At 70.8% G+C, this 21867-nt stretch carries 25 protein-coding genes; 8 read left to right on the plus strand and 17 right to left on the minus strand.

Annotated features, from left to right (window positions below):
* Window positions 1-12: 12 nt before the first annotated feature.
* Together IG62_RS0129200 and IG62_RS0129205 are read right to left on the minus strand one after the other, a co-directional pair.
* Window positions 13-1548, minus strand: a complete 1536-nt coding sequence (locus IG62_RS0129200; protein ID WP_030809748.1) for an APC family permease — start codon at window positions 1546-1548, stop codon at window positions 13-15.
* Window positions 1549-1746: 198 nt separating this feature from the next.
* Window positions 1747-2373, minus strand: coding sequence for a YigZ family protein (locus IG62_RS0129205; protein ID WP_030809751.1), 627 nt, complete (start codon window positions 2371-2373; stop codon window positions 1747-1749).
* A 263-nt stretch (window positions 2374-2636) separates the two neighbouring features.
* On the opposite strand from IG62_RS0129205, the gene IG62_RS0129210 reads away from it, so the two are divergent.
* The 3 genes from IG62_RS0129210 to IG62_RS0129220 all read left to right on the plus strand — a co-directional run bounded on the left by IG62_RS0129210 (window position 2637) and on the right by IG62_RS0129220 (window position 4523).
* A complete protein-coding gene (locus tag IG62_RS0129210; protein ID WP_051798755.1) occupies window positions 2637-3428 on the plus strand; it encodes a type VII secretion system-associated protein in 792 nt (263 codons plus the stop codon).
* A 161-nt stretch (window positions 3429-3589) separates the two neighbouring features.
* A complete protein-coding gene (locus IG62_RS0129215) occupies window positions 3590-3997 on the plus strand; it encodes a CoA-binding protein (protein ID WP_030809756.1) in 408 nt (135 codons plus the stop codon).
* A gap of 25 nt (window positions 3998-4022) precedes the next feature.
* Window positions 4023-4523, plus strand: coding sequence for a GNAT family N-acetyltransferase (locus tag IG62_RS0129220; protein ID WP_030809759.1), 501 nt, complete (start codon window positions 4023-4025; stop codon window positions 4521-4523).
* A 55-nt stretch (window positions 4524-4578) separates the two neighbouring features.
* On the opposite strand, the gene IG62_RS0129225 is transcribed toward IG62_RS0129220, so the two are convergent.
* From IG62_RS0129225 to IG62_RS0129235, 3 genes are all read right to left on the minus strand, one after another.
* A complete protein-coding gene (locus IG62_RS0129225) occupies window positions 4579-5301 on the minus strand; it encodes a hypothetical protein (RefSeq protein WP_030809762.1) in 723 nt (240 codons plus the stop codon).
* Window positions 5302-5383: 82 nt separating this feature from the next.
* On the minus strand, window positions 5384-5941 hold the full coding sequence (locus IG62_RS0129230) for a YbaK/EbsC family protein (RefSeq protein WP_030809765.1): 558 nt from the start codon (window positions 5939-5941) through the stop codon (window positions 5384-5386).
* Between the two features lie 42 nt (window positions 5942-5983).
* Entirely contained in the window at window positions 5984-6556 is a 573-nt protein-coding gene (locus IG62_RS0129235) for a helix-turn-helix domain-containing protein (RefSeq protein WP_030809768.1), read from the minus strand.
* Between the two features lie 105 nt (window positions 6557-6661).
* Here IG62_RS0129235 and IG62_RS0129240 point away from each other — a divergent pair, with 105 nt between their 5' ends.
* A complete protein-coding gene (locus IG62_RS0129240) occupies window positions 6662-7531 on the plus strand; it encodes a DMT family transporter (protein ID WP_030809771.1) in 870 nt (289 codons plus the stop codon).
* A 21-nt stretch (window positions 7532-7552) separates the two neighbouring features.
* On the opposite strand, the gene IG62_RS0129245 is transcribed toward IG62_RS0129240, so the two are convergent.
* Window positions 7553-8317 (minus strand): acyltransferase, encoded by a 765-nt coding sequence (locus IG62_RS0129245; RefSeq protein WP_030809774.1) that lies wholly within the window; start codon window positions 8315-8317, stop codon window positions 7553-7555.
* Window positions 8318-8459: 142 nt separating this feature from the next.
* Here IG62_RS0129245 and IG62_RS0129250 point away from each other — a divergent pair, with 142 nt between their 5' ends.
* A complete protein-coding gene (locus tag IG62_RS0129250) occupies window positions 8460-8993 on the plus strand; it encodes a gamma carbonic anhydrase family protein (protein ID WP_030809776.1) in 534 nt (177 codons plus the stop codon).
* Window positions 8994-9097: 104 nt separating this feature from the next.
* Here the strand turns inward: IG62_RS0129250 and IG62_RS0129255 are convergent, their stop codons facing one another.
* Window positions 9098-9862, minus strand: coding sequence for an enoyl-CoA hydratase/isomerase family protein (locus tag IG62_RS0129255; RefSeq protein WP_030809779.1), 765 nt, complete (start codon window positions 9860-9862; stop codon window positions 9098-9100).
* 55 nt (window positions 9863-9917) lie between these two features.
* Entirely contained in the window at window positions 9918-10799 is an 882-nt protein-coding gene (locus IG62_RS0129260) for a cytochrome P450 (protein ID WP_324604655.1), read from the minus strand.
* Between IG62_RS0129260 and IG62_RS49945 the strand changes: the two genes are divergently transcribed.
* A complete protein-coding gene (locus IG62_RS49945; protein ID WP_324604656.1) occupies window positions 10786-11004 on the plus strand; it encodes a hypothetical protein in 219 nt (72 codons plus the stop codon). The two genes, IG62_RS0129260 and IG62_RS49945, sit on opposite strands and share 14 nt — an antisense overlap.
* 269 nt (window positions 11005-11273) lie before the next feature.
* Here IG62_RS49945 and IG62_RS0129265 read toward each other — a convergent pair whose 3' ends face one another.
* The 7 genes from IG62_RS0129265 to IG62_RS0129295 all read right to left on the minus strand — a co-directional run bounded on the left by IG62_RS0129265 (window position 11274) and on the right by IG62_RS0129295 (window position 17388).
* Window positions 11274-12641, minus strand: a complete 1368-nt coding sequence (locus tag IG62_RS0129265; protein ID WP_030809786.1) for a cytochrome P450 — start codon at window positions 12639-12641, stop codon at window positions 11274-11276.
* A gap of 10 nt (window positions 12642-12651) precedes the next feature.
* Entirely contained in the window at window positions 12652-13242 is a 591-nt protein-coding gene (locus IG62_RS0129270; RefSeq protein ID WP_030413585.1) for a GTP-binding protein, read from the minus strand.
* Window positions 13217-13597, minus strand: a complete 381-nt coding sequence (locus IG62_RS0129275) for a DUF742 domain-containing protein (protein ID WP_030413584.1) — start codon at window positions 13595-13597, stop codon at window positions 13217-13219. The genes IG62_RS0129270 and IG62_RS0129275 overlap by 26 nt, the downstream gene beginning before the upstream one ends.
* Window positions 13594-14007, minus strand: coding sequence for a roadblock/LC7 domain-containing protein (locus IG62_RS0129280; RefSeq protein ID WP_030809789.1), 414 nt, complete (start codon window positions 14005-14007; stop codon window positions 13594-13596). The genes IG62_RS0129275 and IG62_RS0129280 overlap by 4 nt, the downstream gene beginning before the upstream one ends.
* Complete coding sequence (locus tag IG62_RS0129285) at window positions 14004-15218, minus strand: ATP-binding protein (RefSeq protein ID WP_030809793.1); 1215 nt, start codon at window positions 15216-15218, stop codon at window positions 14004-14006. The genes IG62_RS0129280 and IG62_RS0129285 overlap by 4 nt, the downstream gene beginning before the upstream one ends.
* 580 nt (window positions 15219-15798) lie before the next feature.
* Window positions 15799-16155, minus strand: a complete 357-nt coding sequence (locus IG62_RS0129290) for a DUF4333 domain-containing protein (RefSeq protein WP_030809795.1) — start codon at window positions 16153-16155, stop codon at window positions 15799-15801.
* Window positions 16156-16392: 237 nt separating this feature from the next.
* Window positions 16393-17388, minus strand: coding sequence for an alpha/beta hydrolase (locus tag IG62_RS0129295; RefSeq protein WP_030809797.1), 996 nt, complete (start codon window positions 17386-17388; stop codon window positions 16393-16395).
* Between the two features lie 331 nt (window positions 17389-17719).
* Between IG62_RS0129295 and IG62_RS0129300 the strand changes: the two genes are divergently transcribed.
* Both IG62_RS0129300 and IG62_RS0129305 read left to right on the plus strand, forming a co-directional pair.
* Window positions 17720-19876, plus strand: a complete 2157-nt coding sequence (locus IG62_RS0129300; RefSeq protein WP_078872313.1) for an ATP-binding protein — start codon at window positions 17720-17722, stop codon at window positions 19874-19876.
* Between the two features lie 100 nt (window positions 19877-19976).
* Window positions 19977-20186 (plus strand): hypothetical protein, encoded by a 210-nt coding sequence (locus tag IG62_RS0129305; protein ID WP_030809802.1) that lies wholly within the window; start codon window positions 19977-19979, stop codon window positions 20184-20186.
* 109 nt (window positions 20187-20295) lie between these two features.
* On the opposite strand, the gene IG62_RS0129310 is transcribed toward IG62_RS0129305, so the two are convergent.
* Window positions 20296-20946: a DedA family protein gene (locus IG62_RS0129310; protein WP_030809805.1), complete on the minus strand. Its 651-nt coding sequence runs from the start codon at window positions 20944-20946 to the stop codon at window positions 20296-20298.
* Between the two features lie 332 nt (window positions 20947-21278).
* Complete coding sequence (locus IG62_RS0129315) at window positions 21279-21734, minus strand: DUF4442 domain-containing protein (RefSeq protein WP_030809807.1); 456 nt, start codon at window positions 21732-21734, stop codon at window positions 21279-21281.
* Window positions 21735-21867: the final 133 nt, after the last annotated feature.

Below are 21867 nucleotides of genomic sequence, written 5' to 3' on the forward strand. Positions count from 1 at the left end.
CCCGACGTGGGGTTATCCCCCGGCACCGGCGGTGCCGGCCGCGCCCCCGGCCGGGCGGTCGGCCTCTTCTCCATGCCCGTCCCGGTGCCCGTCGCCGGGCCCGTCCGCTTCCGGGGAGCGCTCGTCCCCTTCCAGGTACCGTTCGTCGATCCGCTTCGGGCCGAACGGCCACTCCTTCTCGCGGCGGGCCCAGCAGAGGAACGCCACGACGCCCGCCGCGACCCAGGCCAGCGACCATTCGATGGGGTGCCGGCCGGGCGCGTTGCGGTCCGCGTAGCCGTAGATCACCAGCCAGCCGACGAGCGCGACGAGCCCGGGGAGCGGGTAGAGCCACATCCGGTAGGGGCGGCGCAGGGCCGGCTGGCGGCGGCGCAGCACGGTGACCGCGGCGACCTGGGCCAGCGACTGCACGATCACCATGACGGTGGTGAGCAGTTGGATGATGGTGGCGAGGTCGGTGTGCCGGCCCAGGAGGAAGCCGGCCGCCATCACCGTCCCCATGGTGAGCAGGCCGAGCACCGGGAACCGGTGGCGCGGGTGGAGGGTGCCGTACGGGCGGAAGAAGACCCGGTCGCGGGCGGCGTCGTAGGGGACCCGGGAGCCGCCGAGGAGCCCGGTGAGCACGGAGGCGACGGCGGTGACGAGGATGAGCACGGTGACGGTGCCGGCCGCGCCCCTGCCCCAGGCCCGCTCCAGCACGGCGGAGGCGACGGAGGAGGACGCCGTGGAGTGCGGGTCGAGCATCTCCCGCCAGTCGACGACGCCGAGCGTGCCGATCTGCAGCAGCAGGTAGATGGCCATGATGCCGAGGATGGCGGCGATGATCGCGCGCGGGACGGTGCGCCCGGGCTCGCGGATCTCGGCGCCCATGTAGGTGATGGTGTTGTAGCCGAGGTAGTCGTAGATGCCGATGGTCAGCCCGGCCGCGAAGCCCACCCAGAAGTGACCGGCCGTCAGCTCGAAGGCGTGCGCGGGGTAGGTGAAGGCGCGCTGGGGGCTGAAGTGGGTGAACGCGGCGACGATGACGAGGACGACGGCGGCGATCATCACCACCCAGAGGACGACGGTGAGCCGGGCGATACGCTCCACCCGCCGCCACAGCAGCACCACGATGCCCACGGTGACCACGAGTCCGACGGCATCGCCCTGGCCCTGGCTCATCCCCGGCCACAGGTAGCCGAGGTACTGCACGAAGCCGATCACGCCGGTGGACATCCCCAGCGGGATGAAGAGCATGGCCGTCCAGACGAACAGGAACGGCATCAGCTTGCCGGTGCGGTACTGGAACGCCTGCCGAAGGTAGACGTAGCTGCCGCCGGCGCCGGGCAGCGAGGCGCCCAATTCGGCCCAGACCAGCCCGTCCGCGAGCGCCAGGACGGCGCCGGCGAGGAATCCGATGACCGCCTGCGGTCCGCCGAAGGCCGCCACCATCAGCGGGATGGTGACGAACGGGCCGATGCCGCACATCTGGCTCATGTTGATGGCGGTGGCCTGGAACAGGCCGATCCGGCGGACGAATCCCGCCCGCTCGTCGAGGAGTTCAGGCATCGGCGGCCCCCTTCTCGTGCCGGCACGGCGGAGCTCCGGCCCCCGCCGCTCGCCGGTGCGGCACCCGTCGCCGCGCCACAGGCTGACACGCCCGGCACCGCCGCGCACCGGTACGAACCGGACTTTCCGCCCTGACCGCGGACCGGACGGCACCGCGGCCGCCGCGGCCGGCCGCCGCCCCTCAGGCCGCGCCGCCGATCAGAGCTCCCCGTACGCCTCGCCGCCGAGCTCCAGCCGGGCCGTACCGGCCGTCGCGTCCGCGAGCCAGGCACGGAACGCGTCCACCTCGGCCTCCGGCAGCCCGACCTCGATGCGCACCTCCGCCCCGTACGTCACCTCCCGCACCGCGCGGCCGGTGGTCCGCAGGTCGTTCTCGACCCGGCCGGCCCGCTGGTGGTCGACGGTGACCGTGGCCAGCCGGAAGCGCTGCCGGGTGACCGTGCCCAGCGCGTCCAGGGCCTCGCCGACGACGCCGCCGTAGGCGCGTATCAGCCCGCCTGCGCCGAGCTTGATGCCGCCGAAATAGCGGGTGACGACCGCGACGACGTAGCGCACCTCGCGCCGGAGCAACATCTGCAGCATCGGGACGCCCGCGGTGCCGCCCGGCTCGCCGTCGTCGCTGGCCTTCTGCACGCCGCCGTCGGCGCCGAGGACGTACGCCCAGCAGTTGTGGCGTGCGGTGGGGTGCTCCTTGCGGATGCGCGCGATGAAGTCCTGCGCCTCGGTCTCGTCCGCGACGGGCGCGAGCGCGCAGAGGAAGCGGGACTTGTTGATCTCGATCTCGTGGACACCCTCGCGCGCGAGCGTGCGGTACTGCTCCTGCATCGCTCCAGCCTATGCGGCCCCTGTGACAACGGGCTCCGGGTCCCGCGACCCGCGCCGCGCTGGGCCGTCCGCCAAAAGGGCGCGGGGGTCCGCCGGACGGGCGCAGTCCGCACGGCCAGGCGGCGTACCCGCCCCGTCCGCACGGTGCGTCGCGGAGACGTCGGGCCCGGCCGTGGGCAGGGTGAGGCCCGTGCGAGAGCCTCGTGTTTCCGGGGCCCCGCGCGTACGCGCAGGTACGGAACAGCGGGTTGGCGGAGGGCTGCATGGAAGAGAGCACACAGTCGGCGATGACGGCGGGCGAGCCGCTGACGGGCGAGGACATGCCCGAGCCCCCGCCGGAGGTCGTCGAGGCGGCACGCGAGGCGCCCGACCACTGGCTTGCCCTGGTGGACCTGACGTGGCAGGGCGAGGGGCCGCCGCCCCTCTGGGCGCTGATCGGGCAGTGGCGGTCCGGGCCGACCGGCGAGATCGAGGAGTGGCGGGACAACCCGGAGTACCGGCCGTCGCCGCAGATGCTGGAGTGGTCGGAGCCGGCCGACCCGGTGGACCGCGCGGTGCAGCTGGCCGCGACCGGCTACGGGCCCGGCCAGGACGTCACCGAGGAGCTGGCGCGGGCCGAGGTGTCCGTCCTGGTCACCGCGACCGGCACCCCGCTGGCCGCCGCCTCGCCCGAGGGCACCCCGGTGATCCCGGTCTACACCTCGGAGGGCTACCTGGAGTCGGTGGGCCGGCTGCTGTACGACCGGCGTCCGGTGGCCGACCTCGTCGACCAGCTTCCTCCGGGGCATGCGCTGTACCTGAACCCGACCGGGCCGGTGAGCATGCTGGTCGACACCGAGGAACTGCGTGCCGCGCTGGCCGGGACGTCCGCGGAGACGCCGGAGGAGGCCCGGAGGGCGGCTGCGAACGGGGCACTGCGGCCCGGCACCGGGGCCGGCGGCGCCGAACCGGTGGGCGGTGGCCGGGCGATCGGCAAGCCGGCCCGGGCCGCCACCGGCAGCACCGTCGTCGGCGCCGGACTGGCCGGCGGCACAGTCGTCCGGGCCCGCCGCTGACCGCCTTCGCCCCGCCCCACCAAAGAACCCGCCCCGCCCGCCTTCCCCTTCGGGCGGGGCGCCTGCGTCCACGGGCGCTCCCGCCGTGGCCCGGACGGGAATCTTCCGGCGGTGCCGGCCGTTGATCCGCACGAGAACCTTCCCTGAGCAGGAGGCAGTGCGTGTACGGCGATCCCAGTACGATCCGCAGGATCCTCACCGAGCTCGGCGACACCTGGGCCGTCGTGGGCCTGTCGAACAACGACCGGCGGGCCGCGTACGGCGTGGCCGAGGTGCTGCAGCGCTACGGCAAGCGCATCGTTCCGGTGCACCCGAAGGCCGAGACGGTGCACGGCGAGCCGGGCTACCCCTCGCTCGACGCGATCCCGTTCCCGGTCGACGTGGTCGATGTGTTCGTCAACAGCGAGCTGGCGGGGCCGGTCGCCGACGAGGCCGTGGCGGCCGGCGCGAAGGCCGTCTGGTTCCAGCTCGGCGTGGTCGACGAGGGGGCCTGGAACCGCGTGCGCGATGCCGGTCTCGACATGGTCATGGACCGTTGTCCGGCCATTGAGATACCGCGTTTGGGCTGAGCCGGGCGTCCGCTAGCGTCCGTACATGAGCGAAATACGGGCCGCCGTCCCCGGGGACGCCGCCGAACTGGTCCGGCTGCGCCGTCTGATGTTCCAGGCGATGAACGGCGAGGACCGGCCCGGCAGTTGGGAGCAGGAGGCGGAGGCGGTGGCGCGCCGGCTGCTGTCCGGGCCGGAGGCGCGACTGGGTGCGTTCGTGGTGGCGGGCGACGAGGCGGCCGGTGCGCCGCATCTGGCGGCGTGTGCGGTCGGGACGGTGGAGCAGCGACTGCCCGCGCCGGGCCACCCCTCGGGCCGCTTCGGCTTCGTCTTCAACGTCTGTACGGACCCGCGCTATCGGGGCCGCGGCTATGCCCGTGCCACCACCGAGGCCCTGCTCGGCTGGTTCGCGGAGCAGGGCGTCAGCCGCGTCGACCTGCACGCCACGGACGGCGCCGAACCGCTGTACCGCAGCCTGGGCTTCCACGAGCACTCCACACCGCTGTCGCTGGACCTGCGCCCGGGCGTGCGGCGGAAGGCCGGCTGAGCGGGCGCACGGCCCGCCCCGGCCGAGGGCCCCGGCCCGCCCGGAGGCATCTGCCCTAATCCACCCGCGCCGCGAAGCCGTAATGCAGGCCGCTGCCCGGCACCGGAAGCCCGGCGGGCAACTCCTCGCCGGGCAGCGGCGGAAAGGGGACGGTGTCCCAGTCGACGGTCCGGTCGAAGTGTTCGGCGAGGTGGATGACGCTCGTCTGCTCGCCGTGCGCGTACGCGGTGAGGGTCGGCGCCCCGCTCAGCCCGCAGCCGCCGACGACCGAGAACCACTGGTCGCACGCCCAGCGCAGCTCCTCGGGACGGGACGCGACGAGCGTCGCGCAGTGCGCGGTCGAGCCGCTCCAGCCGGTGTCGTCCAGCACGTAGAAGCTGTACGGGCCGGTGCTGCGGTGTGGGGGCCCGGCGGCGCCTGCCCGGGCGAGGAGTTCGTCCGCCTCGGTACGCCGCCGCGCGAGGGTGGTCTCGTCCTCTCCGTACGCCTCGGCGGCCTCGGGGTTGAGCTCGCGCATGTGCTGCCAGAAGTCGATCTGCTGGACCAGCCGTCCGGCCAGCAGGGTCATGGCGGGGACGTGGCCGGGATGCCTGCCGAGAGCCGCCCGAAGCCAGGGTTCCTCCGGCCGGCTCTGTCCGGGGCCCTCGATGTCCTCCGGCGCGTCCGCCGGGCCGGTGGCCGTCAGGCACAGCAGCCGCCCCAGCGCGAAGGCGGCCTCCGCCTCACCGGCCGTCGCGGCGGTCCGCAGCCGCGTCAGCCTCTCGTCGTCGATCGTCATGTGCCGCAGGGTAGGCGCCGGCACCGACACCCGGGGCCGCCATGGTCCGGCCGGGGGGCCGGAGGGGGCCGGAAGGGCGCGACTAGGCGATGCCCAGGCCGTCCAGGACCGTGGCGCCGGGGAGTTCGGCCAGGGCCTTGCCGGGGACGATGAGCTTGCCGCGGCGGCTGCCGCTGCCGATCAGGGCGTACGGGGTGTCGGCGACGGCGGCGTCGACGAGCAGCGGCCAGCCGGCGGGCAGGCCGACGGGGGTGATGCCGCCGTATTCCATGCCGCTCTCGCCGACCGCCCGGTCCATCGGCGCGAACGACGCCTTGCGCGCGCCGAGTTGGCGGCGCACCACGCCGTTGACGTCGACGCGGGTGTGGGAGAGGACGACGCAGGCGGCCAGGGTGGTCTCGCCGCCGCGTTTGCCGGCGACCACCACGCAGTTCGCCGACTGCTCCAGCAGCCAGGGGCCGTAGTGCTCGACGAGCACGGCGGTGTCCGCGATGGCCGGGTCGGTGTCGACGAAGCGGAGTTCCTCGACCGGTACGGAGCCGCTCCAGGCGCGGATCGCCGCGGCGACGGGCTCGGTCAGCAGGTCCAGGCACTCGACGGCGGGCCGGACCTCGTCAAAGGCATCCATCGGGACGGGCATGGCGCCAAGTTAACAGCCGTGGCCGGCCGCCGTACGACCGTCTCAGCGGGCGAGCTGGATGATCACGGACATGGTCATCTCGACCGGTTCGGTGCCGTCGTTGCGATAGCCGTGCGCGACTTTGGCCTCGAACGTCGCCGAGGCGCCGGCCGGGACCGTGTGGTCGACCCCGTCGACGACGAGGGTGAGGGTGCCGGCGCGGACGTGGAGCAGTTCGACCGTGCCGGGCGGATGGGGGTCGGAGGTGCTGCCGTCGCCGGGCATCAGCCGCCAGTCCCACAGCTCGAAGGGGCCGGGTGCCTCGGCGCCCACGAGGAGCTTGGTGAAGCTGCCCGCCTCGGTGGACCACAGGCGGACCGCCTCGCCCGGCCCGACGACGCGGACCTGGGGGCCCTGTTCGTAGTCGAGGAGCGTGGTGATGCTGACGCCGAGCGCGTCGGCGATCTTGACGGTGGTTCCCACGCTCGGGTTGGTACGGGCCTGCTCGATCTGGATGATCATGCCGCGGCTGACGCCGGCGCGGGCCGCCAGGGCGTCCAGGGTGAAGCCGCGCTCGGCGCGCCAGTGCTTGAGGTTGCGGGCGAGCGACTGCGTGAGCTGGTCGAGGTCCGTCACGGTCCGTCCAAGTCGAGGCTAATAAATTAGATGCTGCAGTTCATTTTGTTGGACTACGGTGTGGTGTACTTCAGCGTCCGGTTCACTGTACTGCGAGGTTTCACCATGACAGCGGTCTTCGCCCTGGCCACCAGCCTCCTCTGGGGGCTCGCCGACTTCGGGGGCGGACTGCTCACCCGACGATTCCAGGCGCTGACCGTGGTGGTCGTCTCGCAAACCCTCGCCGCCGTGGTCCTGGGCGCCATCGTGGTGGCGACCGGCGGCTGGCGGGAGGCCGGTCCGCAGCTGTGGTTCGCCGTCGGGGCGGGCGTCGTGGGCCCGGCCGCGATGCTCTGCTTCTACCGCGCCCTGGCGCTCGGGCCGATGGGCGTGGTCTCCCCGCTCGCCGCGCTCGGCACCGTGCTCGTACCGCTCGGCGTGGGCATCGTGGCGGGCGAACGGCCCGGGCTGCTGCAGGGCGCCGGCATGGTCGTGGCGGTCGTCGGGGTGCTGCTGGCCGGCGGCCCGAAGATCGGCGGCGCGTCCATCGCCCGCCAGACGATCGTGCTGACGCTGGTCTCGGCGCTCGGCTTCGGCGCGGTGATGGCGCTGATCTCGGAGGCGTCCACGACCCTGACCGGCCTGTTCCTCGCGCTCTTCGTCCAGCGGGTGTGCAATGTCGCGGTCGGCGGGGCCGCCCTGTACGCGGCGGTGCGGCGCGGCACCCCGGCGCTGCCCGAGGGCGGGTTCGCGGCCCTGAAGGGTTCGCTGCCGATGCTCGCCTTCGTGGGCATCGCGGACGTCGCCGCGAACGGCACGTACTCCCTCGCCGCCCAGCACGGCCCGGTCACCATGGCCGCGGTGCTGGCCTCCCTCTACCCCGTCGTCACCACGCTCGCCGCGCTCGGCGTCCTCAAGGAGCGGATGCGGGCCATACAGACGGCCGGCGCCTCCCTGGCGCTGGTCGGCACGGTCCTGCTCGCCTCCGGCGGCTGACGACCCGTCGGGCCGCGGCCGCTACGCCTCCCCGGCGGGCGTCGCGGCCTCCTCCGCCGCCCACTCCCCCAGCGCAAGCAGCTGCTCCGGTGTGACGCCCTCCGGGATCGGCACCGGCGTCGGGGTGCGCAGCGGCGGCTGCCAGCCCGTCGCCGGGTCCCAGCGGCGGACGACCTTGGCGGGCGCGCCGGCGACCACCGCGTGGTCGGGAACCTCCCCGCGCACCACGGCACCGGCCGCGACCACCACGTTCCGGCCCAGCCGGGCGCCGGGCAGGATGACGGCACCGGTGCCGATCCAGCTGCCGGGGCCGATGCTGACCGGGTCGGTGCGCGGCCACTGCTTGCCGACCGGCACCTCGGGGTCGTCGTAACTGTGGTTGGTGGTGGTGACGTACACACCGGGGCCGAAGAAGCAGTCGTCGCCGATCGTCAGGCGGACATCGGCGATCACATGGCTGCCGCGGCCGAGGACCACGCCGTTCCCCAGTGTGAGGATCGGCTCCGGGCCGAGGTCGAGGTCCGGCATCATGCCCGCCGTGAGCGTCACGTCCTGGGCGATGATGCAGTGGTCGCCGATCTCGATCCAGGGGTCGCCGAAGACGGTGCCCTGCGGGAACGCGAGCCGGGTGCCGGTGCCGATCCGGCGGAAGCGGTACGGTCCCGGCCGCCCGGCCGTGACGGCCGCGGCCTCCCGCACCCAGCGCGCGCCGCGGTGGACGGCGCGCGACACGGCCCGGCGCCGCCAGGCCGCCAAGGACGAGAACACGTTCTGGTTTATCGGCACCCGCACACCGTACTCAGCCTGCGGGCGCCGGACCGCGCGCCGGGCTGTGATCTTCGCCCCACCGGCCGACGGCCCGGCCCGCCGGCCCGTGGGTCGTCTACGGTGCTGGAGGCGCGGCGCACAATCGGCGAGGAGATCCAAGATGGCGGAACGGGCGTTGATTTCACCGGTGGGCGGCAAGGAGCCGAAGGTAGATCCGACGGCGTTCACCGCCCCGACGTCCGTGGTGCTCGGCGAGGTCACCCTGGCCGCGGGCGCGAGCGTCTGGTACCACGCGGTGCTGCGGGCCGACTGCGGCCCGATCGTGCTGGGGACCGACAGCAACATCCAGGACAACTGCACGGTCCACGTCGACCCGGGCTTCCCGGTGACCGTCGGCGACCGGGTCTCGGTCGGCCACAACGCGGTGCTGCACGGCTGCACCGTCGAGGACGACGTCCTCATCGGCATGGGCGCCACGGTCCTGAACGGCGCCCACATCGGCGCCGGCTCCCTGGTCGCCGCCCAGGCCTTGGTCCCGCAGGGCATGCAGGTGCCCCCCGGCTCCCTCGTCGCCGGCGTACCGGCGAAGGTCAAGCGGGAACTGACCGCCGAGGAGCGCGAGATGATCCGGGTCAATGCGGCCATGTACCTGGAACTGGCGGCCGGGCACCGGGAAGCGATGACGGCGGACTGAGGCGCGCCGGGGCGGGAGCCGCGGGGCGGGCGTGGGGACCGCGCCGCGGCCGGGGGCGTCGCGGAGGGGCTCGTGGAGGGCCCCGTCGACGCCGCGGAGGAACCTCAGCGACGTCCGACGGAGGCGGCGACGGTGAGCGCAGACGACAGCAGCTCGGCGTCGAAGAGGGAGGCGTCCGCGAGGCGGTGGGCGCCCGCGTACCCGTTCATCATGAGCTTGGCGGTCCGCAGGGCCGCGGGGGACCGGCGGATCAGCGGCTTGGTCCAGCGCGTGACGGTGCTGTCGAGCTGATCCTCGGGGACGACCTTGTGGAGGAGGGAGAGCTCCTGCGCGGTGACGGCGTCGAAATTGTCGGCCGTCAGTATCAGCTCGCGCACCCTGGCGGCGCCTCCCTCGCTCAGCAGCCGCGGCATGATGCCACCCCAGGCGGGCGGCACGCCCAGACCCAGCTCCGGCAGCCGGAAGCGGCAGTTGTCCGCGCCGACCCGCAAGTCGCAGAAGACGGCGAGGCCCACACCGGCCCCGACCACGCCGCCGTGCAGCCGCGCGATGGTCACGACATCGGTGGTCGCGAGGGCGTCACACACCCGGCGGGCCTTGTTGGCGAGCGCCCGCAGCTCCACACCACTGGGGTCGGCCGCGAGCAGGGCGGGGAATTCCGCGCGGTCGCCGCCCAGGCAGAAGTCGTCGCCCGCGCCGGAGAGGACCAGCACCCTGATGCCGGTCTCGTCGTCCAGGGCCCCCAGGACCGCGAGCAGCTCGTCGAGGATCGGTCCGGAAATGGCGTTGCCGGTCTCCGGGCAGTTCAACTGCACCCGGAGGACGGGCCCTTCCTGGGACACGAGGAGGGACTTGAAGTCGTGCATCATGGCGGTTCCTTGTTCGTTGTTCCACGCTTCGTGGGAGCCCGGTCCACCGGGCGACTCAGGCACGGGCGACCGGAAGTGTGATCAGGCGGCGGAAGGCCACCCGGGACGCCCAGACGGGCGCACCCGCGAGCCGCAGCCCGGGGAGGCGCTGGAGCAACGCGGTGAGCAGGCACTCCGCCTCCATACGGGCGAGGGCGTTGCCGAGGCAGAAGTGGATGCCGCCGCCGAAGCTGAGGTGGGGGGACCGCCGGCGGATGTCGAAGAGTTCGGGGTCCGCGTACTGACGCGGATCGTGGTGGGCGGCGCCGACCATGAGCTGCACCATCTCGTTCTCGCGGATGGTGACCCCGGCGAGCACGGTGTCCTCCGGGGCGACCCGGCTGATCATGTGTATCGGGGCGTCGTAGCGGAGGACCTCGTCGATGGCGCCCGGTATGTGCTCGGGACGGGTGCGCAGCCAGTCCCGTTGGCGCGGGTGCTCCAGGAGCAGGCGGACCGCCCCGGAGAGTACGTGGGCGGTGGTCTCCAGTGCCGCCAGCACCATGAACAGCACCAGGTGGAAAACGGCCTCGTCGGCGGCCGCCCGGTCGCATTCGAGGTCGTCCCAGACGGCGAGCCAGGACGAGACCGGGTCCGTCCCGGGGTTCCTCCTGCGTTCCCGGACCAGCGTGGTGAAATACTCCCGCAATTGACCGGTGGCCCGGTCGGAAAGCGCGAGCTGACTCCGGGTCGGGAACAACTCCTGGGTGAATACCTGGTCGTGGGTGAGAGACCTCAGCAACGGGTAATCGGCCGACGGGAGTTGCAGCCATTCACCGATCGTTATCACCGGCAATTCGTCGCTGACCAGGGCGCAGAAATCGGCTGTGCCGACGGCGAGTTCTTCGTCCAGTCGGTCGAGCAGCCGATTCACCGTACGCTCGATGGAACTCTTCATCGCCGCAAGGGAATGGCGGTCGAAAACGTTTCCCACCGACCGCCGCATCCGGGTGTGGTCCGGCGGGTTGAGCATGGGCAGGGTGCCGCCCATCTGGCGTGATGCGGGTGCCTTCCAGCGCGCCGCATCGACCTGGCGAGCCCGCCAGCCGCTGTCCGGCACCCGCCACGATCTGCTGCGCAAGACCTGGTGGCACAGAGCGTAAGAAGTCGCCAGGTGCCCGCCCCAAGGCGCCGGGACGATATCTCCCATTTCCCTGAGCTTCACATACCAGGGCAAGGGATTTGCCTGACCATCGCCCGTACGCAGACGGGAGAAGAGCGAAACCACGCTGCGCCGGTCAACAGGGGCAGTGGCCAGAGCGGGCTCCACAGCGACACCTTCTTCCAGAAGATCACACAGTAAACGCCAACGCTGCATACCCCCGAGATTGAACATTCATGCGGTCAACGAACGTTCACACTGTCATCAACGTCACACACGCCACCAGTTGAGAAACCCGCTCCACCAGCTTCCCTTCTGCGACCTGCCCTTGGGCTGCTGGGCCGGCTGGTCGCCCGGACGGGGGCCGCTGCCGCCGCCCGGCGTCGCCTCACCGCGTGCGTGGCGCACCGGCGTGAAGCGGGCGGGCAGCGCGATGAGAGCGCGGTGGAACGGGCCGGGACGCCATGTCAGGGTGTCCGCCGGTACGCCCAACTCGACGTCGGGCAGCGTGTTCAGCAGCTTCTCGATGGCCCTGATGGAGATGAGCAGTGCCGGGTCCTTGGCAGGACAGGCATGCGTTCCGGCACCCCAGGCCAGGTGGGCCCGCTTGCTGAACGTCTGCCGCGAGGCGGACAGGCTCGGGTCCGCGTTGGCCGCCGCGAAGCTGATCAGTACCGGCGTGCCGGCCGCCAGCTTGATGCCGGAGACCTCCACGTCGTGGACCGGGTAGTGGGTGGCGTAGTTGGCGATCGGCGGGCTGTTCCACAGCACCTCGTTGATGGCGTCCTCGACCAGGACGCCGGCGCCCTGCTGGCCGTCGGCGAACTGCTCGTCGGACAGCAGCAGGCGCAGCGCGTTGCCGATGATGTTCTGCACCGGCTCGGTGCCCGCCCCGATGAGGAGGGCCAGCTGGTGGACCATCTCCTCGTCCGACAGCTGCGACGGGTGCTGCATCAGCCACGAGGTGATGTCCTCACCGGGGCTGGTGCGCTTCAGCGTGACCAGCTCGAAGAGCGCCCCTGCCATGGCCTCGTTGGCCCGCTCCACATCGACGCCGTCGAAGAGGTTGGAGATGGCGCTGATCAGCCGGTCGCCGAGCTCCGCGGGGCAGCCGAACAGGTCGTTGAAGACCAGCAGGGGCAGCACCTGGGCGTAGTCGCTGATCAGGTCGGCCTTGCCGCGGAAGCCGAACTGGTCGATCAGGTAGGCGGCGACCCGGTCGACGTGCCGGCTCACCCGGTGCATGTCCAGGCGCGCGAAGCTGTCCGTCACGGCCTGGCGCAGCTTCAGATGGTCGGCACCGTCGGAGAACATGCAGTTCGGCCGGAACATCATCATCGGGAGCACCGGGCTGTCCAGCGGTACCCGGCCCTCGTTCAGGGCGCGCCAGCGGCGGGAGTCGCGGGCGAAGATGTCCGGGTTCTGGAGCACGTGGAGCGCGGTGGCGTAGTCGGTGACGAGTTCCGCCTCCACCCCGGGAGCCAGCTCGACGGGGGCGACGGGACCGTGCTCCCGGAGACGCTCGTAGAAACCGTGCGGGTCCGCGGCGAATTCCGGGCCGTACAGGGAGGTTCTCATGCCGTCGGCACGGGCCGGGCAACCCGGCGGCGGAGTCTCGAATTCCGAATGAGAATGCATGCCTGAACTCCTAGTTGAGGCGGGACTGGAGATAGCGGACAAGCGCGATCAGGGAATCTGCCGAGGAACGCTGGTCCCGCGCGTCACAGTGGACAACGGGCGTCTCAGGAAGCAGGTCCAGCGCCTCGCGGATCTCGTCGACCGAATGCGCGGGGGTCCCGTCGAAGCGGTTCACGGCGATGGCGTACGGGATTCCGTAGTGTTCCACCAGGTCCATGACAGGGAAGGACTCCTCAAGACGCTGGGGGTCCACCAGGACCAGCGCCCCGAGCGCCCCGCGCGTCATGTCTTCCCACACCTGAACGAAGCGCTGCTGCCCGGGCGTTCCGAACAGATACAGGACCAGCTGGTCGCTGAGGGTGAGCCGGCCGAAGTCCATGGCGACGGTCGTGGTGGTCTTGCCGGGCGCGCCCTTCGGATCGTCAATTCCCTGACCGGCCTGGGTCATTACCTCTTCGGTACGCAGCGGAGGAATCTCCGACATCGTCCCGATGAACGTCGTTTTCCCCACGGCGAAGTGCCCTACCACCAGGATCTTCGCCGCGGTCTGCACCGAATTGCGCAAGTACACGCCGTCATCCAAAGCGGGCCTGGAGCCCATGCAGCACCTCCTCAAGAATTTTCCGGTCGACAAGCTGGGCACTGGGTACGGGCGCCCGGGAACAGAGGTGGCCCTCGTGTACGAGGTCGGACACCAGAATCTTGACGACGCCCATCGGGAGCCGGGTGTGCCCGGCAATTTCGGCGATGGACAGGAAACCGCCCGAACAGAGGTCGAGTACGCTGAGCCGCTCCGGGTCGAGCGGCCTGGTGCGGGGCGGTTCCGGGTGCACGGTGACCAGAGTGATCAGCGAGAACTCCTGATCATCAAGGAGATCACGGCCGTTGGTGATGACGTACGGCCGTACTAATTCAGCTGCTTCCTGTTCCAGCTCCGGCTCGTCATCGGTCGTCATGACTGGATATCGGCCCTCTCACGCGGCGGACTGGTCAGTGCCTTGCCGAGCTGGCCGACCAGCTGCTGCATGCGGAAGGTGATCTCCGCCATGTCGACGTCGGGTGATGCCGAAACCGCAAGATAGGCGCCTTCGCCGGCCGAGATCAGGAAAACCCAGCCGTGGTCGAATTCCACCAGCGTCTGACGCCATTGCGGACGGGCCGTGGGCGCGCCACCGTTGCAGAAGTCAGCGACCGTACGGCTCAGTGACTGCATTCCGCTCATGGCGGCGGCGACGGTGTCGGCGTGATCCCGGCCGACGTCCTTCGAACGGGCCATGAGAAGGCCGTCGGCGGAGACGAGAATGGCATGCTGCGCTTCGGGCAATTCCAGAGCACTGTCAAGCATCCACGACAGATCGTAGTTCACTGAACCTCATGCCCTTCATTGCTTGCATTGGTGGATCGACGGCCGGATTGGGTGCCGCGCTGGAATGCACCCATCACGGATGCGGCCTTTGCGCTGTCCCGGGCCGGAGTCCGGTCACTCTCGGCTTCGGCCGGCACGATGGATATCGCACCGCGGCGGCGGCGCTTGGGCAGCCCGCCCGCGGTGGTCTCCGGCTCCGCCGGTGCGGCGGCCGGAGCAGGCGGCGCGGCAGGGGCCGAGGGGGCCGGTCCGCGGTAGCCACGTGCGGCGATATCAGCGGCCTGACCAGGAGGATTCTCGGGCGGCAACGGGGTCGACGCGGCCACGGCAGGGCTCTCCTCGGGCTCGTGCAGGGACGTGAGCAGATCGTCGGGGAGCAGGACGACCGCGCGCACGCCGCCGTACGGAGAAGTGGAGTCGACCGAGACACTGAAGCCGTACCGGGCGGCGAGCACACCCATGACGGTGAAACCGAACTGCGGCGGATTGCCGAGGCTGGAGACGCTCGCGGAATTCTCGCTGGACAGCAGCCGAGCGGCCCGCGCCTTCTCCTCCTCATTCATGCCGACACCGGCGTCGTCGACGACGATGCAGACACCCTTGGGCACCGGACGGATATTGATCTCGATGACCGTCTCGGGTGCCGAATAGCTGGTCGCATTGTCCAGCAGTTCGGCGAGCACCAGCGCCACCGGTTCCACGGCACGGCTCACGATGCCGAAATGGCTCTGCGACCGGATTTCGACGCGCGTGAAGTGACGAATACGTCCCTTCGCGCTGCGGACCACGTCGTAGAGCGAGGCGTCCTGACGGCGCCGGCCGAGCCAGCCGTCGCAGAGCACGGCGATGGACTGGGCCCGCCGCGCGAACTGCGAATTCATGTGGTCGATGTCGAGCAGATCCTGCAGGATCTTGTGCTCGCCATACGTCTCCTGCAGCTTGGAAATCGCCAGCTGCTGCTCGCTCGCCAGACCTTGCAGGGTCCGCATAGCGGCTTTCAGAGTGGTTTTGGTAGCCTCTTCGGCCCGGTCCTTCGCCTCCTCCACGGCCTCCGCGTAGTGGTCCTCAAGATTCGCGTAGTGCTGCTTGAGTTCAGCCTTCTCTTTCCTTAGCTCCGCGATCTTCATTCGTCCGCGAACAATCGCGGTTGCGGCGACAGGAGTACCAGCGACCAATGCCCACAGCGCTGGATCCTGGAAGTATGGGGTCATAGGACTCTCTTCGGACGACGGAGCCACCGGATGTCGTATGCCGGACTGCGGTGCACAGCATCACTCACCATCCCTGACATACGTGAACGGCCGCGCGCAGTCGCCTGCCAGAGAGCCATCAAAGGGCCGGCTAATGGCATCGTTCTCCCCGGGGGTGGCGATTTCATAGGCCAATGCGCGGATTTCTTTCTTGCCATAGCAGGTGACTACCCCGTTGGCAAGTGCGATGATCTTAGCATCACGTCAACGTCCGCCGTACAACGGTGATGTGAACTGTTATCCACGTGATGGCGATTCAACAATGGACCACTTTGGGTCTATTGGGCGCCGTTGCCGGTCGCCCCGGCAACCGGCTCGGCCACTTCCTGACGAACCGCTAGCAGGTCACCGACTCCCGGGGCCGTAGCGATCGCAACGAGCGCCAGCGAAGTCGGAAGGCGGCAGGTGAGAAGCGGCAGGCTGCAGCGGGCGTAGGCAGCAGCGAACGCAAGGGCATCAGCGGAACGGGACATACCGGCTGCCGACGCAGCCCAACTCCGGTCCCTGCGTGCCATGGTGGCGTGGACGGGAGGGACGGCACTCAGCGGTGCGGGGCGTCATGCACGTACGTGATCTCGCCACCGCGCACCCGGACGACGCGTACGGTCATGCCACGGTCCGTCCCGCGCAGGTAATGGGCGGTGCAGTGGGTCCGGGCGCCCTCGACGGCCCGCAGGTCCTGCACGCAGTCGACCGAGCGCGGCCCCTTGAGGATCAACGGAAGCGACAGATGGCCCGAGATGGAGCGGGCCACCTCGGCGCGCGGTACGGCATCGGTCACGCCGTTCACCTCGCTGGTCGCGTCCCGTTCTCCCAGCCACCGTTCACCGGCCGCGAAGCTGCCCACCAGCAGAGCCGAACCGGCCAGCAGCAGGCCGGCCGCTCGCAGATACCGCACGACTCTCCTTCCAACGGGCACGCGGACACCCGGCCGCACGCACGGCCGGGACACGCACCATTCTCACGGCCCGGCCGATCGCGGCAACACCGGGGCCCCACCAGTGCGGCCACCCAGGCGACGGGGCGCCGGGCAGGGGCGCCCGGGCGGGCGCCGACCCGATACGCACGGAAGTCAGTCCGGCGGCACTTCTGGCCGACGGTACGTCAGACCGAAGCCACGTCAGACGAAGGCAGGTCAGACCGACGGTACGGGCCCCTGCATCTGCTCGCTGATCCAGTGCAGCGATTCGGGCATCCGCTGGATGTAGGTGTGCGCGCTGTGCACACCGTCCGGTATTTCGAACAACGTCGAGTGGATCGACCCACCCGTATAGTCCCTGATGAAGCGCTTCACATCGGGAACCGCGGCCTCCCTGCTGCCGAGTTCGAAGGCCAGATAGACCTCCGGCTCCCGACGCGCCACCAGAACGCGCGCCAGATGGCGGGGGTCGTTGGCGCGCATCTCCGCCGGATGCCCCCGCCACATCGGCGAATCGGGGGCGGTGTCCGGCCCGTTGACGATCGCCGCCTTGAACGTCCGCGGCTGCTTCAGCACGGCCTTGAGCGCCGCGAACCCGCCGGACGACGACCCCATGAAGGCCCAGCCTTCCCGGCTTCCGTACGTACGGAAGTTGGCCCGCGCGAAGTCCGGCACGTCCTCGGTCAACCAGGTGCCCATCTTCGGCTGCCCAGGGATGTCGCTGCCGTCGTAGTACTTCCGCTCCGGGTTGAGCACCGGCATCACGACAATGAACGGGAGCGTCTTGCCCTCCCGCGACCACTCCGCGATCCGTTCCTCCAGCGCGAACGGCGCCCCCGCCCAGTAGTTGAAGGGATAGCCGTACGCACCCGGGAGAGCGATCAGCACCGGAAAGCCGCTCTTGGCGTACCGGGGCTGCTGGTACTGCGGTGGCACCCACGCCCAGATGTCGCCGGTGAAACCGGACTTCCGGCCGTGCCACGTCGTCTTGACGACCTGGGTGCCGTCGTCCCCCGTCGTACGGAAGGGCGTGAAGAGCGAGCGTGGCCCCCGCGGCGGCACCACCCGAGGCGCCCCGTTGATCGCGTCTGCGGCACGGGCCGGTAGCCGTGGGACCCCCGACGCATCGACGGTGTCCACCCCACCGCCACAACCGGCCAGGATCGCCATGGCCACCACACTTGTCGCAGCGCTGAGTAACACGCGCTTCATCGGGACGATCTCCTCGGTCCTGGGCGCCGGCCGGGGACGGTCACATCGCCACCACGGCACACCACGGCACCCGTCGAAAGACACCACTTTACGTTCGCGCCGCGAGCCCCCGGCGCCTGCCCCGCCTCATATGACCTGCAGGTTCCCTCTCCCGCCTCCGGGGGACGGCCCGCCACGTCAAAGCCGCCACCCTGGTTTCCCCCGTTCGGTGAGGCCGCTCCGTGTTTACCGGACGGTCGGTTCTGGCATCGTGGAGAGCTGGATCGCACGGGCGCGACCGCCGTTCCGTGCCGAGCAAGGGCGCGACGCCGCGCCGTAGTTGGGATGACCGATGACCGCGTGGCCCGATCGCCCGCCCCTTCCCGGCGTAGTGGGACGGGCCGTTGAACACCAGCAGCTGTCCGGACTGCTGGACACCGCACCGCTGGTGACCCTCACCGGCCCCGCCGGGGTGGGCAAGAGCGTGCTGGCCCGCGCCGTCCTGGAGGAGCACACCGCCCGGCACGACGGCACGGTGGTCCGGGTGGGCTGCTGGGACGGACTGGCCGACGGGGGCGTCACTGACGCCCTGTTGCGCGCGGCGGGCCTCCCCGACGCCGCCACCGCCCGCGAGGCCGCCCGCGCCCTCGCCCTCCGCACCGCACACCCCTGCGTCAGTGGCAGGGGGCGCGGGGAGCAGCCGGGGCGAACGGAGCGGGGGGAGCGTGCGGACTCGGCGGACCGTGCGAACCCAAGACCCCGGGCAGAACAGCCAGAGCAGCCAGAGCAGCCAGAGGCCCCAACTTCCGTGCCACAGCCGGGAATTGCCGTCCTCAAGGCGCTCACCGCGCACTGTCGGCGGCACCGCCTGACCCTTCTGCTGGACGACTGCGACCCGGTGCTCGACGAGTGCGCACACCTGGTCCGCCGGCTGCTGAGGGCCGACCCCGGGTTGCGGATCGTGGCGACCGCGCGCCGTCCGCTGGGGCTCCCCGAGGAGCGGGTCGAGACGATCGCCCCGCTGCCGGTGACGCTCGGCGAGGGCATCGCCGGGCCGGCCGTCGAGCTGCTGGCCACCCGTACCGGCCCTGCGGCGCCGGAGCTGCTGGTGACGGTGTGCCAGGCGCTGGAGGGCTCACCTCTGGCGATCGCCCTGGCCGCGCACCAACTCGACCGGATGTCGCTGCCACAACTCGCCGTCCAAGTGGGCGCCGACGGTGCGCTGTTCTACTCGGGGCCGGCGGCGACCGTACGGCACACCTCGCTCTACGCCGCGCACGCCGCCGGTTACGCCCTCTGCTCGCCCACCGAGCGCCGGATCTGGGCCCGGCTCTCGGTCCTCCCCGGTGATTTCGACCCGTGGCTCGCCGGCTGCGTCTGCACCAGCAGTGACGTTCCTGCAGCGGCCGTCGACGTCGCGCTGGAGCGGCTGCACAGGGCCTCGGTGGTCGAATGCGTACGGGACGCGGGCGGTGCACATCCGGACACCGGGGTCGCGCTGCCACCCCGTTACCGACTCCCGCGCGCCGCCCGCGACTTCGGACGGGCAAAGCTGCGCGAGGCGGGTGAGGAGCCCTCGGCCCGGCGCCGGTTCCGGCAGGCGTGCGCGGCCCTGGCAGCCGAGGCCCAGATCACCTGGCAGGGACCGAACCAGCAGGTCGCGGTACGTCTCGTCGAGGACGAGCAACACAACCTCGACGCGGCACTGACCCACCCCCCTCAGGACGCCGAGGACGCACTCGGCGCCTTGGAGATCGCGGTCTCCCTGTGGTTCCACTGGGCGGCCTGCGGCTACCGGCAAGAGGGGCGGGCCCATCTGGACCGGCTGTTGCTGCTCTCCCGCGACGACACCGCGCTACGGGCCCGGGCGCTGTGGCTGGCCGGCTATCTGGCGGCGCAGGAACATGCCACCGCCACTGCGGAGAGCCTGCTCGACCAGGCGTGGCGGGCGGCCGTGATGCACGCCGACTCCGATGGACTGGCCCGGATCGCCCATGCCCACGGGGTACTGGCCCTGTACCGCCAGGACGCCGCGACCGCCGTGGCATGTCTGGAGGAGGCCGCCCGGCACCACTCCCGGGACCCGTGGTTCGGCCCGGGTCCGGCGCACAGCTGGGCGCTGCTCGCGATCGCCCTGGCACCGCACGACGCGGCGCGCGCCAAGACGGCGGCGCACCGCGCCTGGGAGGCCCGGCACTCCGACGGCGACTTCTGGCTCTACTCGACGATCCTCTACGCCCAGGCCCTGGCCGAACGGGCGCACGGCGATCCAGCGGCGGCACTACGGGCCTGCCGCAAGGCCCTGGTGGCGAAGAAACTCGTCGGCGACCCCCTGTTCATCACCGGCGCCCGTCACATGCTCACCGGTCTGCGCCGCGCGGTACGCAGCGGCAGTGCACCACCCGACCCCTCGGCGGGCGAAGCCTGGTGGCAGCACCGCCACCCCACGGGGCGGGACAGAAACCCGGAGGGGAACCGGGGCCGGCGGGCCGGGGAGCACGCGGGGTGAACCAGGTCACGAAGGTCACGAACGTCACGAAGGTCACGTTGAGTAAAAGCACGATCGCTTTCGGGATGCGACAGCCTGGGTCCGGTCGCATCCTGGGGACATGAAGCGCGCCCCCGTGATCGTCCATCCGCCGTCCTCCGGCGGCCGCCGTGTGACGCTCTACGGTCAGGACCTGGGACGGGCGCTGCGCCCCGGTGACGTGGCCGCGATACTGCGCCGCGCCGGTTTCTGCACCAGCAAGTTCGTCTGGGACGACACCGGAGTATTTGAATGGCGTGACGGCGGCCCTGACATCTGGCTGATGCCGTGAGGTCATGACGGGCCTGGCTATCGAGCTGCCATCAACATCAGCCACTCGACCACCATGAGCACAAGCCGCTCGGTTGCTCGGTTGCTCGGTTGCTCGGTCGCTCAGTCGCTCAGTCGACCGTAGCGGCAACCCGCGTCTCCTCGGCCTCGCGGGCCGCAGCCGCCTTCTTCGCCCGCACCTTCATGAGCAGGAACGAGCCGATGCCGAACAGCGCGGCGGCCACCAGCCCCCACGTCGAGAACCGCTTGAGCCACGGCTCGGCAACCATGCCCACGGTGTAGATCAGCGCGGTCGTACCACCGGCCCAGATGATGCCGCCGAGCACGTTGGCGATCAGGAACTTCCAGTACGGCATCTTCAGTACGCCGGCGAGCGGACCCGCGAAGATGCGCAGCAGGGCGATGAAGCGACCGAAGAAGACCGCCCACATTCCCCACTTGTCGAACTTCGACTCCGCCATCGCGACATGGTCCGGGCCGAAGTGCTTGGGGAACTTACGGCCGGCCCACTGCAACAGGGGCTGGCCCCCCTTGCGACCGATCAGATAGCCGATGGAGTCGCCGACGATCGCGCCGACGGAGGCGCAGGCACCCAGGACGAACGGATTGATGTGGTCCTGGGTCGCGGCGAGGATCGCGGCGCTGACCAGGACGATCTCGCCGGGCAGCGGAATTCCCAGGCTCTCCAGCCCGATGACCACCCCCACCAGGAGATAGACGCTCACGGCCGGTACCGTCTCGAGCCACTCCTGGATGTGCACCGCCGAAATCCTCCGCTGTTGAGGGGCCCCGTGGGCCGTGGCTCCGTGTCCATGACACCGGTGCCGCTCGATCCCCTGACGCGCCGCAGGGCGCCCGGGCAGCGTACTCGATCGCCCCGTCCGAGGGCCGAATCCGCGTGCGGTCAGCAACATCCGGCTCGCGACGCACCGAGCCCCCACGAAGGCGAGCCGAAGGAGGGCGAGCCCCGTGACGAAAGAAACGGAAGAAGTGACGGAAGAAACGGAAGAAGCAGAAGAAACAGGTACCCGCTAAGGACGGAAGGGACGCAGCGGGTACCCGTGAAGCGCGAAGCGGAATCAGCTGTGCCGACTCAGCTGTTCGGCCGCAAGGTCCACACGATGCTCATCTCACCCGTGACCGCGCCGTCCTCGCGCGCTATGGCCACGTTGACGGGGAACTCCGGGCGGCCCCCGGCGTCGAGCTCGGCGATCACCTCGGCCACCGGGCGACCCAGTTCTGCGGTCGCGGTCACCGGCCCCATGGCGAGCTTCTTGTAGCCGATCTCGGCACGTACGGCCAGCGGCACCGCCCTGCCGAGCTGACTGCCGAACGCGGCCATCACGATGGCCCCGCTTGCGGACTCGGCGAGGGTGAACATCGCTCCGGCGTGCGGCCCGCCCACGTGATTGTGGAAGTCGGACTGGTCGGGCATGCGGACCACGGCGCGCTCGGCGCTGGTCTCGGTGAACTCGAGGTTCAGCGTACGGACCATCGGCACGGAGGCCGCCATCATTTCGCCGATCGACGGCAGGGTCTCAGAGGACATACAGCGATGTTACCTAGCGGTAGCTTAGTTGTGAAGGCCCCGATCAAGCCCGCACCCCTCACACCAGCAAGACCCCCGCATCAAACAACCCCGCAAACCCGCCCCGCCCCCTCCCCGTGGCACCCTCTACGCC

It is taken from the genome of Streptomyces sp. NRRL S-337, from assembly GCF_000720175.1.
In the GTDB taxonomy this organism is placed as follows: Bacteria; Actinomycetota; Actinomycetes; order Streptomycetales; family Streptomycetaceae; genus Streptomyces; species Streptomyces siderophoricus.